The sequence below is a fragment of the Lactococcus sp. KTH0-1S genome (assembly GCF_052544945.1).
Window position 1 is genome coordinate 2,313,176 of the sequence record NZ_CP195165.1, and the last position, 14,802, is coordinate 2,327,977.

General features: G+C 36.1%; 17 protein-coding genes and 1 tRNA gene. 4 read left to right on the forward strand and 14 right to left on the reverse strand.

Annotation, left to right across the window (positions count from 1 at the left end; all coding sequences use genetic code 11):
* Window positions 1-137 precede the first annotated feature (137 nt).
* Together ACRYLU_RS11440 and ACRYLU_RS11445 are read right to left on the reverse strand one after the other, a co-directional pair.
* Window positions 138-485 carry a RicAFT regulatory complex protein RicA family protein gene (locus ACRYLU_RS11440; protein ID WP_012898702.1) on the reverse strand — a complete coding sequence of 116 codons (348 nt, stop codon included), beginning with the start codon at window positions 483-485 and terminating at the stop codon, window positions 138-140.
* Between the two features lie 340 nt (window positions 486-825).
* Window positions 826-1,128, reverse strand: a complete 303-nt coding sequence (locus ACRYLU_RS11445) for a helix-turn-helix domain-containing protein (RefSeq protein WP_230318011.1) — start codon at window positions 1,126-1,128, stop codon at window positions 826-828.
* A gap of 135 nt (window positions 1,129-1,263) precedes the next feature.
* Between ACRYLU_RS11445 and ACRYLU_RS11450 the strand changes: the two genes are divergently transcribed.
* Window positions 1,264-1,578, forward strand: a complete 315-nt coding sequence (locus tag ACRYLU_RS11450; RefSeq protein ID WP_098394237.1) for a hypothetical protein — start codon at window positions 1,264-1,266, stop codon at window positions 1,576-1,578.
* An 11-nt stretch (window positions 1,579-1,589) separates the two neighbouring features.
* Window positions 1,590-2,000 carry a DUF6591 domain-containing protein gene (locus ACRYLU_RS11455; protein WP_260310655.1) on the forward strand — a complete coding sequence of 137 codons (411 nt, stop codon included), beginning with the start codon at window positions 1,590-1,592 and terminating at the stop codon, window positions 1,998-2,000.
* Between the two features lie 43 nt (window positions 2,001-2,043).
* On the opposite strand, the gene ACRYLU_RS11460 is transcribed toward ACRYLU_RS11455, so the two are convergent.
* The 5 genes from ACRYLU_RS11460 to ACRYLU_RS11480 all read right to left on the reverse strand — a co-directional run bounded on the left by ACRYLU_RS11460 (window position 2,044) and on the right by ACRYLU_RS11480 (window position 4,697).
* Window positions 2,044-2,925 carry an NAD(P)-dependent oxidoreductase gene (locus ACRYLU_RS11460; protein ID WP_445081016.1) on the reverse strand — a complete coding sequence of 294 codons (882 nt, stop codon included), beginning with the start codon at window positions 2,923-2,925 and terminating at the stop codon, window positions 2,044-2,046.
* Between the two features lie 41 nt (window positions 2,926-2,966).
* On the reverse strand, window positions 2,967-3,173 hold the full coding sequence (locus ACRYLU_RS11465) for a hypothetical protein (RefSeq protein WP_003132002.1): 207 nt from the start codon (window positions 3,171-3,173) through the stop codon (window positions 2,967-2,969).
* Window positions 3,174-3,244: 71 nt separating this feature from the next.
* A tRNA-Leu gene (locus ACRYLU_RS11470) sits at window positions 3,245-3,327 on the reverse strand.
* 141 nt (window positions 3,328-3,468) lie between these two features.
* Entirely contained in the window at window positions 3,469-3,846 is a 378-nt protein-coding gene (locus ACRYLU_RS11475) for a DUF1634 domain-containing protein (protein ID WP_058206123.1), read from the reverse strand.
* Window positions 3,846-4,697, reverse strand: coding sequence for a sulfite exporter TauE/SafE family protein (locus ACRYLU_RS11480; protein ID WP_445081017.1), 852 nt, complete (start codon window positions 4,695-4,697; stop codon window positions 3,846-3,848). The genes ACRYLU_RS11475 and ACRYLU_RS11480 overlap by 1 nt, the downstream gene beginning before the upstream one ends.
* Before the next feature lie 185 nt (window positions 4,698-4,882).
* Between ACRYLU_RS11480 and ACRYLU_RS11485 the strand changes: the two genes are divergently transcribed.
* Together ACRYLU_RS11485 and zwf are read left to right on the forward strand one after the other, a co-directional pair.
* Window positions 4,883-5,062, forward strand: coding sequence for a hypothetical protein (locus ACRYLU_RS11485; protein WP_003132007.1), 180 nt, complete (start codon window positions 4,883-4,885; stop codon window positions 5,060-5,062).
* 70 nt (window positions 5,063-5,132) lie between these two features.
* The gene (gene zwf, locus ACRYLU_RS11490) at window positions 5,133-6,644 is read left to right on the forward strand and encodes a glucose-6-phosphate dehydrogenase (protein ID WP_445081018.1); all 1,512 of its coding nucleotides are present in this window, start codon (window positions 5,133-5,135) and stop codon (window positions 6,642-6,644) included.
* Window positions 6,645-6,834: 190 nt separating this feature from the next.
* On the opposite strand, the gene ACRYLU_RS11495 is transcribed toward zwf, so the two are convergent.
* From ACRYLU_RS11495 to ACRYLU_RS11525, 7 genes are all read right to left on the reverse strand, one after another.
* Window positions 6,835-7,362, reverse strand: coding sequence for a YqeG family HAD IIIA-type phosphatase (locus ACRYLU_RS11495; RefSeq protein WP_038602523.1), 528 nt, complete (start codon window positions 7,360-7,362; stop codon window positions 6,835-6,837).
* A gap of 132 nt (window positions 7,363-7,494) precedes the next feature.
* Entirely contained in the window at window positions 7,495-8,634 is a 1,140-nt protein-coding gene (dnaJ, locus tag ACRYLU_RS11500) for a molecular chaperone DnaJ (protein ID WP_098394240.1), read from the reverse strand.
* Between the two features lie 113 nt (window positions 8,635-8,747).
* Complete coding sequence (locus ACRYLU_RS11505) at window positions 8,748-9,491, reverse strand: C39 family peptidase (RefSeq protein WP_445081019.1); 744 nt, start codon at window positions 9,489-9,491, stop codon at window positions 8,748-8,750.
* The gene (locus tag ACRYLU_RS11510; protein WP_058204982.1) at window positions 9,481-10,203 is read right to left on the reverse strand and encodes an aspartate/glutamate racemase family protein; all 723 of its coding nucleotides are present in this window, start codon (window positions 10,201-10,203) and stop codon (window positions 9,481-9,483) included. Before ACRYLU_RS11510 ends, ACRYLU_RS11505 begins: the two co-directional genes overlap by 11 nt.
* Window positions 10,204-10,234: 31 nt before the next feature.
* On the reverse strand, window positions 10,235-11,461 hold the full coding sequence (locus ACRYLU_RS11515) for a carboxylate--amine ligase (protein ID WP_038602533.1): 1,227 nt from the start codon (window positions 11,459-11,461) through the stop codon (window positions 10,235-10,237).
* Window positions 11,462-11,472: 11 nt separating this feature from the next.
* On the reverse strand, window positions 11,473-13,350 hold the full coding sequence (asnB, locus tag ACRYLU_RS11520) for an asparagine synthase (glutamine-hydrolyzing) (RefSeq protein ID WP_038602536.1): 1,878 nt from the start codon (window positions 13,348-13,350) through the stop codon (window positions 11,473-11,475).
* A 122-nt stretch (window positions 13,351-13,472) separates the two neighbouring features.
* Entirely contained in the window at window positions 13,473-14,795 is a 1,323-nt protein-coding gene (locus ACRYLU_RS11525) for a CHAP domain-containing protein (RefSeq protein ID WP_118263632.1), read from the reverse strand.
* Window positions 14,796-14,802: the final 7 nt, after the last annotated feature.

Below are 14,802 nucleotides of genomic sequence, written 5' to 3' on the forward strand. Positions count from 1 at the left end.
GAAAATTTAACACTAAATATCCTAAAACAGAAATTCTGTCAGTATTTTTTTATTATATTTTTACTGACAAAAATTCTAGCTTCTCCATAAGCAAGCTTACATGACATATCTATGCCAGAATTTCTTGTCAGTACTTTTTATTCACCAGTTTCCAACAAAAGATTAACTTTTTCTTCTAATTCACCAGTGATATATTGAACTAAATCATTGACATCCTCTAATTTTGTAGCATAATCTTCTACCAAAGGATGATGCTTAATCCGTTTTTCAATGACTTGAGCCGACTGTGAAGTCTTTTTGTAAGCTTGTATTTTATCAATTTTTTGATATAAAACAGCCTCTTTTTGTAGAGCTTTCATTTCTTCTTGAGCTTTAAAAAGTTCCTGATTAGCCATTAGTGCTGTTTCAGCTTGTTGAAAATCTTTAACATAATCAAGACTTTTTATTTTTTCAACAAGCAAATCCACTAAGTCATCATAGTGCATCTCAAGTCCTCCTTAAAATTTCATTAATTACTAATTATTTCTTTCATTAAAACTCTTAGACTTTATAAGATAATTATAACATTTTTTCAATCAATCCATAGCTTGTTTTTTTATCTTCAAAAAAAAAAGCCTAAATATTTCAGGCTTTATAATTCTTACTTTTGATTCATTCGCTTAAATTCAGCAATCATTTCTTTAATTAATTCTCTTTGTGAGGCTGTTAAATCTGTAATATCAATCATTTTTTTACCCATGATGAATTCTCCTTTCATCATAGGACTTGTAAAACTTGCGATTTTCAAACAAAAATTACTGACAGAGTTTTTGTCAGTAATTTTAATTATTTTTCTTTAAGTACATTAAACTGCTCAAACTCATTAATCAGCCTCAAAACAATCTGTAACTGTTCATCTGTCAAAGTGGATGTATTAAAGTTTTTGTCATCAGACAAGCCAAGCAAATAATCCGCTGACACGTCAAAAATTTGGCAAAGTTGAATCAATACCTCGACAGACGGGTACTGTTTGCTTTTCTCATAAGAAGAGACCGAAGCCCCAACAATGCCTAGTCGAGCGGCTAAATCATTCTGTGTGAGTTTTTTTTCCATACGTAAAGCACGAAGTTTATCTCCAAAGTATTCCATCCCCATTTATTTACCTCTTTTTTGGATTTTAACAAAGAGAAATCAATTTTAATTTTATTTATTAGATTAAAATTGACTTTTGGGTTAAGTTTAGTTACAATTAAGAAAATAACTAAACTCAAGGAGAATACTCTTATGAAATCTAAAGCACTCGCCCTTACCAATGGAATCGTTGGACTTGCCGGGGGAATCCTTCTCGTTCTATGGCCACTTTTAGTCGCTTTTGGTACAAATTTTAATATCGTTCTTCGATTAGCTTTGATTGTACTAGCTATTATCGCCATCATCTATTACAAAGAAACAAAACTAGTCAAAATAGCTGCTCATGTCTTACTTATCGTTGGTGGAGCCGTTGCCTTTATTCCATTTTTGGGCTGGGTTGGAGGAATCATTGCGATTGTTGGTGGTTCACTTTATTTAGCGAGTCTAAAAAATTTCAAAAATGAATAGAGAATTTGCACATGAAAAAAATAATTTTACCTTTCCTTAGTCTTTTTTCACTTCTAATTCTTGTCGGATGCACCCCCTTAACCAAAACCAGTCAAAATTCAGAAAGTGAGAATTCCACTAGTCAATCTAGTCAAAAAACCTTGACCTCTACTTCTGAAACTTCAACTGACCCTGAACTAAAAGACTGGTTAGCAAGCTATAGTACTTTCGTTGACACTTACTCTGATTTCGTTGACCACTATAAAGCAAACCCTAATGACCCCGATCTTTTAAACAAACTCTCCGAAATGACAACCCAAGAAACCCAATGGGTGACCGACTCTTCCAAATACAAAAATCAACTCTCTGGAAAAGATTTAGTAGAATACACCAACATCTCTACCAGACTTTTGCAAGCTGTCGAAAAACTAAGTCAATCATAAAAATAAAACTCGTAGCCAACTAGACTATGAGTTTTTATTTTTATTATTTTGGAAGTTTTCCATCTTCCCACCAAAGTTTAATCAAAGCTTGAGTGCCGTCATTTTCAAAGCCTTTATCAGCTAGTTTTTCATAAAGTTCCTTTGCTCCTCTAGTTGCCGGAAGTTCAAGATTCATTTTTTCTGCCTCAGAAAGAGCAATTCCTAAGTCTTTGATAAAATGCTTAACAAAAAATCCGGCACTATAATCTTCACGAAGAATTCGAGGGCCGTAATTTGCTAAGGACCAAGTGGCACCTGAACCTCCACCAACAGTATTTAAAACTTTATCCAAATCTAAACCAGCCTTTTGGGCATAAGCGAGAAGTTCAGTCATTCCAGTCATTGTACCCGCAATACAAATTTGGTTAGCCATTTTGGTGTGTTGTCCACTTCCAGCCGTCCCTTGATGAGTAATAGTTTTTCCCATTTTTTCAAATAAAGGCAAAGCTTTCTCATAAGTTTCTGAATCACCACCAACCATAATAGTCAGTGTCGCATTTTTTGCACCCAAATCTCCTCCAGAAACAGGGGCATCAAGTGCGAATGATCCAACTTTTTTAGCTTCTTGATAAATTTCTTGTGCTAAAGTTGGCTCAGTCGTCGTCATATCGATAAGAACTTTTCCTGAACAATCATTTTTGAAAATTCCTTCTGCACCAAAATAAACTTCGCGGACATCCTTAGGATAACCAACAATTGTAATCACAAACTCAGCTTGAGCCGCAGCCTTTTGTGGATTTTCAGCATAAGTTGCACCACGTGCCACAAGACCGTCCGTTTTTGATTTTGTCCGATTATAAACAATTAAATCATGACCAGCGTCCATAAGATGACCAGCCATTGCGGCTCCCATCACACCCGTACCAATAAATGCTATTTTTGACATTTCTTCTCCTTTATTTAGCAGATTTATAAAATCTGTTTCGTCTAATTTTGGTAATCACGACGTTTACGGGCTTTATCTCCCCGCAACCGTTTGATTTTTCGGTTACGATATTCATCCAATTGATAAGTTTTTAGCCATTTTTCAATAGCCACTCGTGAATTTCCTGTTTCTTCGCCAATGCTTGATAAAGAGCGTAAAGGATTTTCATCAATGATTTTCTCTAGTTCTTCTCTTGTTAATCTAGTCATATTTCTCCATCTCTTAAAAAGCTCAAAAGAGCAAAAAACGGCCAGCTTCCAGCCAACCGTCCACTTAATCATGGGGAAGAAGGGATTTGAACCCTCACGCGATTTCTCGCACATGCACCTGAAGCATGCGTGTCTGCCATTCCACCACTTCCCCGGCGGGTGCATAACCTTGTCGTTTTACGTAAGTCGCTAAAGCGACTACTACAAAGGCACTTCCCCTACGGGTCATAACACTTTTCTATAATATCAGTTTAATAGAAAAAATGCAAGTTGAAAATCCGCTATGACGCCCTATTTAAGCACCTCCGTGACCTACAAACATTGCAACAATTAATATAATCAAAACCAAAGTTGTAATTGCCACATAGAGTTTATCTCCTTCTTTTGCAAAAGCCACAATTGAAGCAACTACTCGCAAAACAGGAGTCAAAATTAAGAGAAATAATCCAGTCATCAACCAAGCCAATGCTTTAAATTCAACTAAACCACTTAAAATTTCATTAAATTTATCTGGCCAAACCCCTTCAGCATAACCTGAATGTCCGCTTAGGAGAAACATCAAAATTCCAATAATAATGACTGTAGTACTAAGAAATACACCAATCCGAAGAATCTTTCCGATATTTCGCTCTATTTTGAGTAACTCTTCTTTTGTTAATTCTTTATTTACCATTAGAGCGATACCCCCAATCCTTTAAGCAACATTTGCAATGCCATAATTAAAATAACTGGAATGAAAATCAATCGAATTGTTTTCGCTGGTAACTTAGGCATAATTTTTGAGCCCAAAGCTGCACCAGCAACAATTCCAATCGCAATCGGACCTGCTAAACTTGGATTAACATAGCCATTAAAAAAATAAACCGTTGCAGAAGCCGCAGCTGTTACCCCAATCATCAAATTTGAAGTCGCTGTTGAAGCTTTTAAAGGCATTTTCATCATTGAATCCATCGCCATCACCTTAAAGACTCCAGAACCAATTCCTAAAAGACCTGACGCAACACCAGCACCAAGCATTACAGCAGCACCACCTGGAACCTTTTCTACTTGATAAGGAATTTCTTTGCCAAGCTGTTTATCATAATAGCTTGAGTTTAATTTTAATTTCTCAGCAATCTCGTCTGACTCCACCTTTTGAACAACTTCCTCACCTTTATGCATTTTCCGCCACATATTGTAGCCTTGGAAAATCAAAAGACAACCAAATAAAATATTTAAAATCGTAGCATCAAAAAATCCCGCTAAAATTGCACCAACTAAACCGCCAATTGTGGTAAATATTTCCAAAAACATAGCGGTACGAACATTAATCATATCATCTTTCAGATAAGAAATGGCCGCACCAGAACTTGTTGCAATAACGGCAACAATACTTGCCCCAATGGCATATTTAATATCAACACCAAAAAATGTCGTAATAATAGGCGTGATAATAATTCCACCCCCAAGACCCAAAATTGAGCCAAATACCCCTGCGACGAAACCAAGAAGTAACATCAACAGAGTAAATACTAATAAAGACATGTGTTTCTCCAATCTAATAATCCTATTTTACCAAAAACTTTTTAAAGCTGCTTGTTCCTTTGATTAAGATACTTTATCAAGAACATTTAAATCCTATTCTATTTTTTACAACCCTAATTTATGATATAATTCTTATAAGATTAATGCTTCACAAGAGTTTTTGAGGCAACTTATTGGAGGTTAAAATGAATAGACAAGAACTTGAGACACGACTTCGTCAAGAGCTAGCAATTCCCTTTTATAATGCTAAAATAGCCGAGCGCGATTATAGCGAGTCCGAATTTCAAGAAATGAAAGCTGAACTCAAAGCAGATATTGAACAGTACGCTCACGATTACGTCAATGAAACTAATACAAATGGTTAAATTTTACTGACAGAAATTCTAAATCAGTCTGTCAGTAAATTAATTATTGTTTTTTAATAAAGGAAAAAATATGACCGAACAAAAACAAGCACTTTTCACCATCTTCGGAGCAACTGGTGACCTCGCTAAAAGAAAGCTCTACCCTTCACTCTTTCGCCTTTTCAAAAAAGGTGAACTAGCTGACAATTTTGCAGTCATTGGTACTGCTCGCCGTCCATGGACAAACGAATATTATCGTGAAGTTGTTTTAGAGTCTATCAAAGATTTAATGAACTCAAAAACAGAAGCAGAAAATTTCGCCAGTCATTTTTATTATCAAAGTCACGATGTTAGCGACAGCTCACATTACGTTAACTTAAAAGATTTGGGTGAAAAATTGCGTAAACAGTATAAAACTGCTGGCAATCAAGTCTTCTTTTTAGCGATGGCTCCTCAATTTTTTGGTACTATCGCTGAACACCTTAAATCAGAAAATATTTTGACAGGTGAGGGTTTTGAGAGAATCGTTATTGAAAAACCATTTGGAACAAGCTACGATACTGCAAAATCACTTAATGACAGCCTCGTAAAAGTATTTAGTGAAGAACAAATTTTCCGAATTGACCACTACCTTGGAAAAGAAATGATCCAGGCCGTTTCTGCCGTTCGTTTTGCCAATCCAATCTTTGAATCTCTTTGGAATAATCAACACATTGATAACGTTCAGATTACTTTTGCCGAATTTATCGGTGTCGAAGACCGTGGCGGTTACTACGAAACTTCTGGTGCTTTAAAAGATATGATTCAAAACCATGTCTTACAAGTACTCAGCCTCATTGCCATGGAAAAACCTGAAAAATTTGATGAATCTTATATTGTAAAAGAAAAAGTTAAAGCCCTTAATGCCATCCGTCAATACTCTTCTGAGGAAGCTTTAGAAAACTTCGTGCGTGGTCAATATACTGCAGGACGTTTTGACGGTGAAGATTATCTAGGTTATCGCGAAGAAGATTCTGTTGCAACAGACAGTCGAACTGAAACTTTCGCTGCTGGAAAATTTGTCATTGATAATGAACGTTGGTCAGGTGTCCCTTTCTATGTTCGCTCAGGAAAACGTATGACTGAAAAAGGAACTCGTATTAATATCGTTTTCAAAAAAGATAAAGACAATCTCTTTGCAGAAAATTGCGATGACCAATCTGTTCAAAATGTTTTGACCATTTATATTCAACCAACTGAAGGTTTTTCACTTTCAGTAAATGGAAAAGCGGCCGGTCAAGGCTTCCATTTAGAGCCTTTGCGCTTAAATTTCCGACACGATAGTGAATTTCTTGGAAACTCTCCTGAAGCATATGAAAAACTTTTCCTAGATGTGCTTAATGGAGACGGAACAAATTTCTCACATTGGGAAGAAGCGGCTCGCGCCTGGGAACTTATTGATGTTATTCGAGAAGCTTGGGATAAAGAAACTTCTGAGCTTCCAACTTATGCGGCTCGCACAATGGGACCTAAGGCTGCATTTGACTTACTAGAAAAAAATGGTCACGAATGGGCTTGGCAACCTGATTTATGGTATCGAGAACGTGGTTACTACAATAAATAAAGAAAAAACCTGTCTTACCGATAGGTTTTTTATCTTTTCCACAAACTTTTACACAGTTTTCCACATATTTGTGGAAAGACTTCACAATTCTGTGGAAAACTTTCTGTTTTTATCCGTAAAATAAGATAAAAAAAGGGTTTTACTTGTGAATTTATTTTTCCACAGGTAAAATTCTTTTTTGAAATCTATTTTATAAACTTGTTTTCCACACAGGCTCACCATCTCGAGCAATCAATTTTTTCCAAACACGACGTTCACGCCAACGATTCACTTGTGTACTCCAAGAGTCTGATGCAACTAAAGGTTTGACCAAAATACTCCTGACGCCAGCACGATGAGCAGCTCTAATATCCGTCATCAATTGATCACCAACCATAATCACATTTTCAGGACGCTCATCAAGCAATCTCAATGCTTTTTTTATTCCCCAAGCAAAAGGTTTCATTGCCCGCCAAATATATTGAACACCAAACTTTTCCACAGCACGAGCAACTCTTGCTTGTTTATTATTTGATACAACCACCACTTTTAAACCATTTTCTTGCATATCCAAAAGCCAAGCCAAAAGCTCTGGAGTTCCGTCAGGATTATCCCAGGCAATTAAAGTATTGTCCAAATCCACCATTACAGCACGAACATTCAAGGCTTGCAGACGTTTAGGGTCTAGTTGATAAACTGCTTCCACTAAATAATCAGGTTTATAATTATCAATTTTCATGCCCCTATTATATCAAAAACTTACAGAAATTCCTGTTTTCTTCCCTAAAAATACTGGCAAACTTGTCAGCAAAAAAATAGAGAACAAAATTACTGCCAGAACAAAAAAAGCCGCCAAAAGCGACTTTTACTTTTATTTAAACTTATCAAAGAAACCTTTTTTACCTGAACCAGAAACTTCAACACCACTTGCTTTAGCAAAAGCTTGGAGCGCTTCTTTTTGAGCTTGATTCAAATTCTTAGGAGTGACAATATTGATAATAACATATTGGTCACCATTACCAGAACCACGGAGTTTTGGCGCACCTTTACCTTTTAGACGGAAATTAGCCCCCGTTTGTGTTCCAGCAGGAATTTTCAACTTCACATTTCCATGAACAGTCGGAACCTCAATTTCATCACCTAAAGCAGCTTGAACAAAGTCCATTGGCATCTTGTAGTAAATTTCTGCACCATCACGCTCAAACTTGTCTGAAGCTTCCACTTGGAAAACAACATACAAATCACCATAAGGTCCACCATTTATACCAGCATCACCTTGTCCTTGCAAACGCATTTTTTGTCCAGTTTCAACACCAGCAGGTACAGTAACCTTAACAGTATGTGCCACTTTTTCATGACCTGAACCATGACAAGTTTCACATTTCTCTTTGATTTCTTTACCTGTTCCGTTACAAACATCACATGTTACTTGTGTTTGCATCCGTCCAAGCGGTGTATCACGAACAACATTAATTTGTCCACGACCACCACATTTATGACAAGTTTCTGGATGTGTGCCAGCTTTCGCTCCAGAACCTCCACAAGTGTGACAGAGTTCTTCACGATTATATTTGACTTGTTTTTCCACACCAAAAATAGCTTCTTCAAATTTTAAGTTTATCCGATACTGTAAGTCATCTCCTTGACGGGGTGCATTAGGGTTAACTTGTGCACCACCTCCTCCAAAGAAACTTGAGAATATATCTTCAAAACCACCAAAGCCACCTGAGCCGCCGCCGAAACCAGAGAAACCAGAAGCTCCGCCGAAGCCACCGCCACCAAAGCCACCATTGGCTCCAGCTTCACCATATTGGTCATAAGCAGCACGCTTTTGTTCATCCGAAAGCGTTTCGTATGCTTCTTGAACTTCTTTATATTTTTCTTCAGCACCCTCTTCTTTATTTAAATCGGGATGATATTTTTTGGACATTTTACGATAAGCTTTTTTTATTTCATCTTGACTGGCATTTTTATCGACACCTAGTCGTTCATAATATTCAGTATTATTCATTTCTAAATTACTCACTTCCTTTACTAAATCAATTTTTCAATAGCACTATTTTACCACGTTTTTTCATTTTTGGCAAAAAAATTAGCACTCTTTTTATAAGAGTGCTAATTACACTATAAAAATTCTATCGCAAATTGATTTGTTCCACTATAAACCGAATCAACTGTAGATTCAGCCAACCAATATTTTCCTTTTATTGGATCAGTAACATGAAACTCATTTTTCTTTTCGTTATATCCATCTAAAATAACAGCATGCGTATTAGCTACAACCTTATAACCGTAATAATCATCGTAAGTGATATTGGGTTCAGCAAAATCAATCGTCACCCACATTTCAACTAAATGTTCTGATAAAACAGCATCTTTAATCTCGCTAATACTTTTTCCAGATAAGTCAGCAACTTGGATATTATTTTCTTGAGCAAAACTCATCAAAGCTGTGGGCCAAATCGTTGGAAAACCACCATCCGGAATGTCTTCATCAGACGTCCAAGGATTCCCAGCATAACCACTTCCTGGATCACCTCCCCAACCCACATAAGGCAAAGATTCAATCCAATCAGTAACCGTCCTACCCTGAGTTTTATCCAAATAGACCAATGCATTGTAAAAAGAAACAATTTCACATCCTTGGTAGGCTCCGATTGTCATTTGATTAACATCACCAGTTTTCATCAAAACATAATCATACTTACCATGACGATCGGTTTGGACGAAAGTTTTTGATGCAGATGTTAATTTTTTATCTTCTTGATTCTTAGGATTTACAATTAGAGTGAAAATAAGTAGACAGGCCACAAGAACAAATAAAATTACGATTCTTTTTTTAAAAAGTTTTTTCTTTTTAATAGTCATCTAATAAATCTTTTTTTCCCATCATAGATATTGTTCGATGTACTGTTTCAGCTTGTGCATCTATTATATTGTACTCTTTTGTCAAATCATAGGCTTCATATAAGACTGACAATTCTGTACAACCTAAAATGGTTACTTCACAATTCATTTCTGACGCGACATCAGACAAAATTTCCTTATAAAGCTCAAAATTAAGATTTCTATTTTCCTTAACTTCTTGATAAATCAAGCGATTTACCTTTTCTTGCAATTGATCATCTGGAATTACTGCTTCATATCCTTGTTCTTCCAAGGCCTCACGATAAACCCCCGTCAAAATCGTTCCTTCAGTCGCTAGCACGGCCACCCTCTTAGCTTTTGGAAAGTGATGGCTAATACTATCAATGGCAATGCGTGGCATATGTAGAATTGGAATTTCTGTTGCTTTTTGCATCTCATCAAAATAATAATGAGCCGTGTTACAAGGAACAACAAAAAATTTTGGTGAAAGTTGACTGTGAATCTTAATATCATCAATCAATTTTTCTTCTGGATTTTCCAACGAAGGATTCTTGATATAATCTGTTCGGTCAGGAATTGTCGCATGATTAACTACGATATAATTCAAATAATCTTGGTCACGATAAGCCTCTGTTCGTTCATTCAGCGTATGAATAAAACTTTCAGTCGCAAGAGTACCCATCCCCCCCAAGATTGTAAAGAAGTTTTCCATTATATCCCCCTGTCCTTCTTATTCTTAATTTTTATTTGTGAAAGTACGTTTTAAATGCCCCAATATAGCGATGGAATGCATATTTCATCAAAAGATAACGTTTTGGTGAGTTATCCTTAGAATAAAATAGAGTTGTCCCATAGTTTCCTGAATTAATAAAACGACGAATTTCTTCTTTAAAACTAGGATTTACATATTTGAGCAATACTTTTTTAGGAACCCCTAACCAAAGTTTTGAACCTTTTCCATAAATTGTCTCAGTAAACGGTTCATTGTTAATACGGTCAGCAACTAAATAGCGTGTCAAATTGTAACCATTTAAAGTAACATAAAAGGAGCTTCGCCCTTGACGTAAGTTAATTTCAAAAAGTTTATAAGAGCCATCGCGCGGGTCATATTTCATATCAAAATTAGCAAAGCCTGTATATTCAATTTTTTCAAGAAAATCCTGAATTTGTTGATAAACTTGTTGATTATAATCAGGCAAAATCGCCACATAATTCCCAATCGCTTTTGGACTTGGATCCTCAAGTAAGGGATGACCCAAACACATCATGCGAACTTTATGATTTTTGTCTACATAAGCGTTCAGAACACGCATATTTTCATCCCCTCCAGGAATGAAATCTTGAATAATCATCTCATCAGGATAACCAGCTTCATAACAACGATGCAGCATCAACTTCATTTCTTCGTTAGATGCAATCGTGAACGCTTTTTTCTGCCCTTCAAAGTGCACATCTAAATAAGAAATAGAATTCCCTGGCTTTAAAATCATTGGATAAGGGAAAGTTAACTCATCTACCAAAGTATCTATTTCTGATTTTGGATTAACTAATACCGTTTTTGGATAAGGTAAATTATATTGTTCACAGATATTATAAAAATCAGGTTTATTTTCTAATTGACGATAAAGTTCGTAGTCAATATAAGGCACTTCAAAAAATTCCGAAAGCTCCTCACGATATTTTGAAGCAAGTAGGGCATAACCGTCCCCACAAGCTACTAAAAGATATTTCTTCTTACTGTCTTTATGTTTACTTGCAAATTCACGAAGCACCTGAATAAAAGTTTCTTCATGGTCAAAATTCTCATGAGTTTGTACTTCAACAATTTTTGAATACTTTGTTGGAGCTAATCCAGAAGCACTTAAAGCAAGAGAAGTAATTCCAAATTCTTCATGAAATGAACGAGCCATTCCATAGACATTGATATCAGAACCTAACAAGATAGGTTGAAATTCATTTGTTTGTGACACAAAAACCTCCCTTAAAAATTAACCACAGCAGGTTTTTCACCATTATTGATGAAGTAAACATCATACCAAGTCAAGAATGAATATATTGTCCAGAGTTTACGGCGTGCATCATTTTTATCTGCAAAGTTATCATCCAACATCTTCAGAAGTTTTTCTTGATCGAAGAATTCAGCAACAAAATCTTGTTCAAATAATTGACGAACAACCTTATAATATTTTTCTTCTCGCAACCAGTCTTTAATTGGTACTGGGAAACCTAATTTTTTACGATTTGACCATTCTTCTGGTAAATGACGACGAGCTGCTTGACGGAAAGCATACTTTGTATTATGTTCATTCAAAAGATATTTTGTAGGAATTTGTTCCGCTGTATGCATCAATTCAATATCAAGTAATGGAACACGCAATTCAAGTGAATGTGCCATTGCCATCTTATCAGCTTTAAGTAGGATATCTCCTGGCATCCATTGGTGCATATCAAGATATTGCATTTTACGAAGTTCAGAACCTTCTGGGGCCTTTTTGTAAGTTTTTCCAACAATATCTTTAACAGTTGGAGCTGCATTAAATTCTTCTTTCAAAAGCTCTACTGATTCAGACTCATCAAATACTTTCGCTTGACCGATAAAGAAATCTTCAGCAGGCGCAAGTGATTCATAAAGATGTTTTTGACCTTTGAAATGTTTATTTTCAATACCACGAGCAATTGAGAAACGTAAAGATTTTGGTAATTTCTTCAAACCTTCTGCGAAAACACGAACCGCACGAGAATTTGTACTAAACCCATAAGACTCATAACCAGCAAAAAGCTCATCTGCACCTTCACCGCTCATTACAACACGTACATCACGTGCTGCTAATTCTGCGAGGAAAAAGAGTGGCACACAAGAAGGATTTGAATCTGGTTCATCTAAATAGTATTGAATTTGTGGGAAATACTTGAACGCTTCATCTCCATGGATTTCACGAGAAGTATTATTCAAACCAATCATATCAGTCAATTGTTTGGCTTGTTTAGATTCATTGAAAGTTCCTTGACCAAAACCAATAGAATAAGTATGTTCAGGACGAAGCGTTGAAGCAACATAACTAGAATCGACACCACTTGATACAAAAGCTCCAACTTCTACGTCAGCAAATTTATGAGCGTCTACAGAACCTAAAACGGTCTTGTCAATCAAATCAATTGATTCTTCCAAGCTCATATCTTTTTCATCAACTTTCATATCCCAATAAGGTTTGATATCCAAGACCCCATCTTTATAAGTAAAGTAATGACCTTCTTTAATGCGGAAAACATTTTTAAAGAAAGTTTCATCAAGAGCAGAGTATTGGAAAGTCATGTAAGGTTTTAAAGCTTCTTTATTTAATTCTTTTTTGAAGTTTGGATGTTTCAAAAAACTTTTAATTTCTGAACCATACATGAAAGTTCCACCCATTTGAGTATAGTAAAGTGGTTTGATACCAAAATGATCCCGAGCACCAAACAATTCTTGTTTTTCTCTATCCCAAATAACAAAAGCGAACATTCCACGAAGTTTTTGAAGAAGTTCTACACCATATTCTTCATAACCATGCAAAAGAACTTCTGTATCAGCATGAGTTGTAAAATCATGACCTTTAGAGATAAGGTCCTCACGTAATTCGCGGAAGTTATAAATTTCACCGTTAAAAGTAATCAATTTACTTTTATCTTCATTGAAAATGGGTTGATCTCCACCTTCAAGGTCAATAATACTCAAACGACGAAAACCAATTGCAGCACCTTCATCAATAAATTCACCTGAACTACTTGGACCACGGTGAACAATAGTATTCATCATTTCTTCTAAAGTTTTTGATTTATCATTTTGATTCATCCGGTCAATAAAGCCGACAATTCCACACATTTGTATCTATCCCCTTATCATTTTCCTTATTATTATACCACAATAATAAAAAATGATTTGACAGAAGGAAAATAATTCCCCACTATCAAATCACTATTTTTTTTATTTATTAAGGCTTTTCTCTAGTTTGGCATCAAGAAAGTTACACCAGACGCACTTACAGTACGCTCATGTCCCCACCAAGTTGTGCCATATCCACCTTCTTTAATAGTAATTGTACCATTTGAATTCACAGATTTTACAATAGCTACGTGACCGTAAGGTGAGTTTGCGTATCCAACAAAATCAGCTGAAAAGCTTGATGCGATTACACCAGGAGCAGCTCCTACAACATGGAGTACACCTTGTGCAGGTCCGTTAGTTGCCCATTGACCACCATTACCTGGCATGATATTTCTGATGTAGATCCCTTGTGCAGCAAAGTATTGCCATACATAGTCAGTACATCCACCACCAGCATACGGATTAGCAATTGGTGTGCTATTAATGCCACTACTACTGCTACCACCGCCTGGTGTTGGTGTTGGTGTTGGTGTTGGTGTTGGTGTTGGTGTTGTATCATTGTTAGAGCTTGAGCTACTTGATGAAGTAGAGTTACTTGATGAAGTAGAGCTGTTTGAACTTGATTGTGAAGCTTGACTAGATGAAACAGTTGAAGTTGCTGCTTCTACCGCTTTAGTTGTTGCTGCTGTAGAAGCTGCTTGAGCCTTAGCGGCCTCTTTTTGTTGTGCTTCATAAGCTGCTTGTTTTTTAGCTGCTTCTTGAGCTGCTTTTTCTGCGGCTGCTTTTTCATCTAATAAAGATTGTTTTTTATCTTGCGCAGTAGCAATTGTTGCTTGATAATTCAAAGTAGCAACTTTAAGTTCAGCTTGTTGTGAAGTCAACTCTTGAGCTTGAGAATCTAAACTTTGTGAAAGAGAAACGAACTGGTTATAGTTCTTTTTAACAGTTTCTGATTTTTGACTAAGTTCTTTTTGCTCTTTTTCTTGTTGTTCCAACATTTGTTTGTTGGCACTAGAAACTGTAGCAATCGCTGTTACTTTTTGAATAACATCTGTCAAAGATTTTGAATTAACAACAGCATCCATATAATTTGTTGCTGAGCTGTTAACCTGAGCACTACGTGCTTGAGCTTCCAATGTCTTTGTACGTTCTGCGATACTTTCATTCAATGTTGCAATTTGTGCGTTGAGCGCTTTTGCTTCACTTTCGATTTTAGCAATTTGAGCTTTTGTACTTGCTTGTTTTTGTTGTAAGCTATCAACTTTTGATTGTAAGCTATCAACTTGTGCTTGGGCTTGAGCCTTTGCAGACTGCGCACTTGAAATAGTCGCATCTTGTTTAGCAATATCTGAATTTGTGTCAGCGTAAACACCTGACAACGGGGCTGCAGCAGAAAGTACCACTGTAGACATTAAAATAGCTGAGATAATCTTTTTTTTCATAACTGTA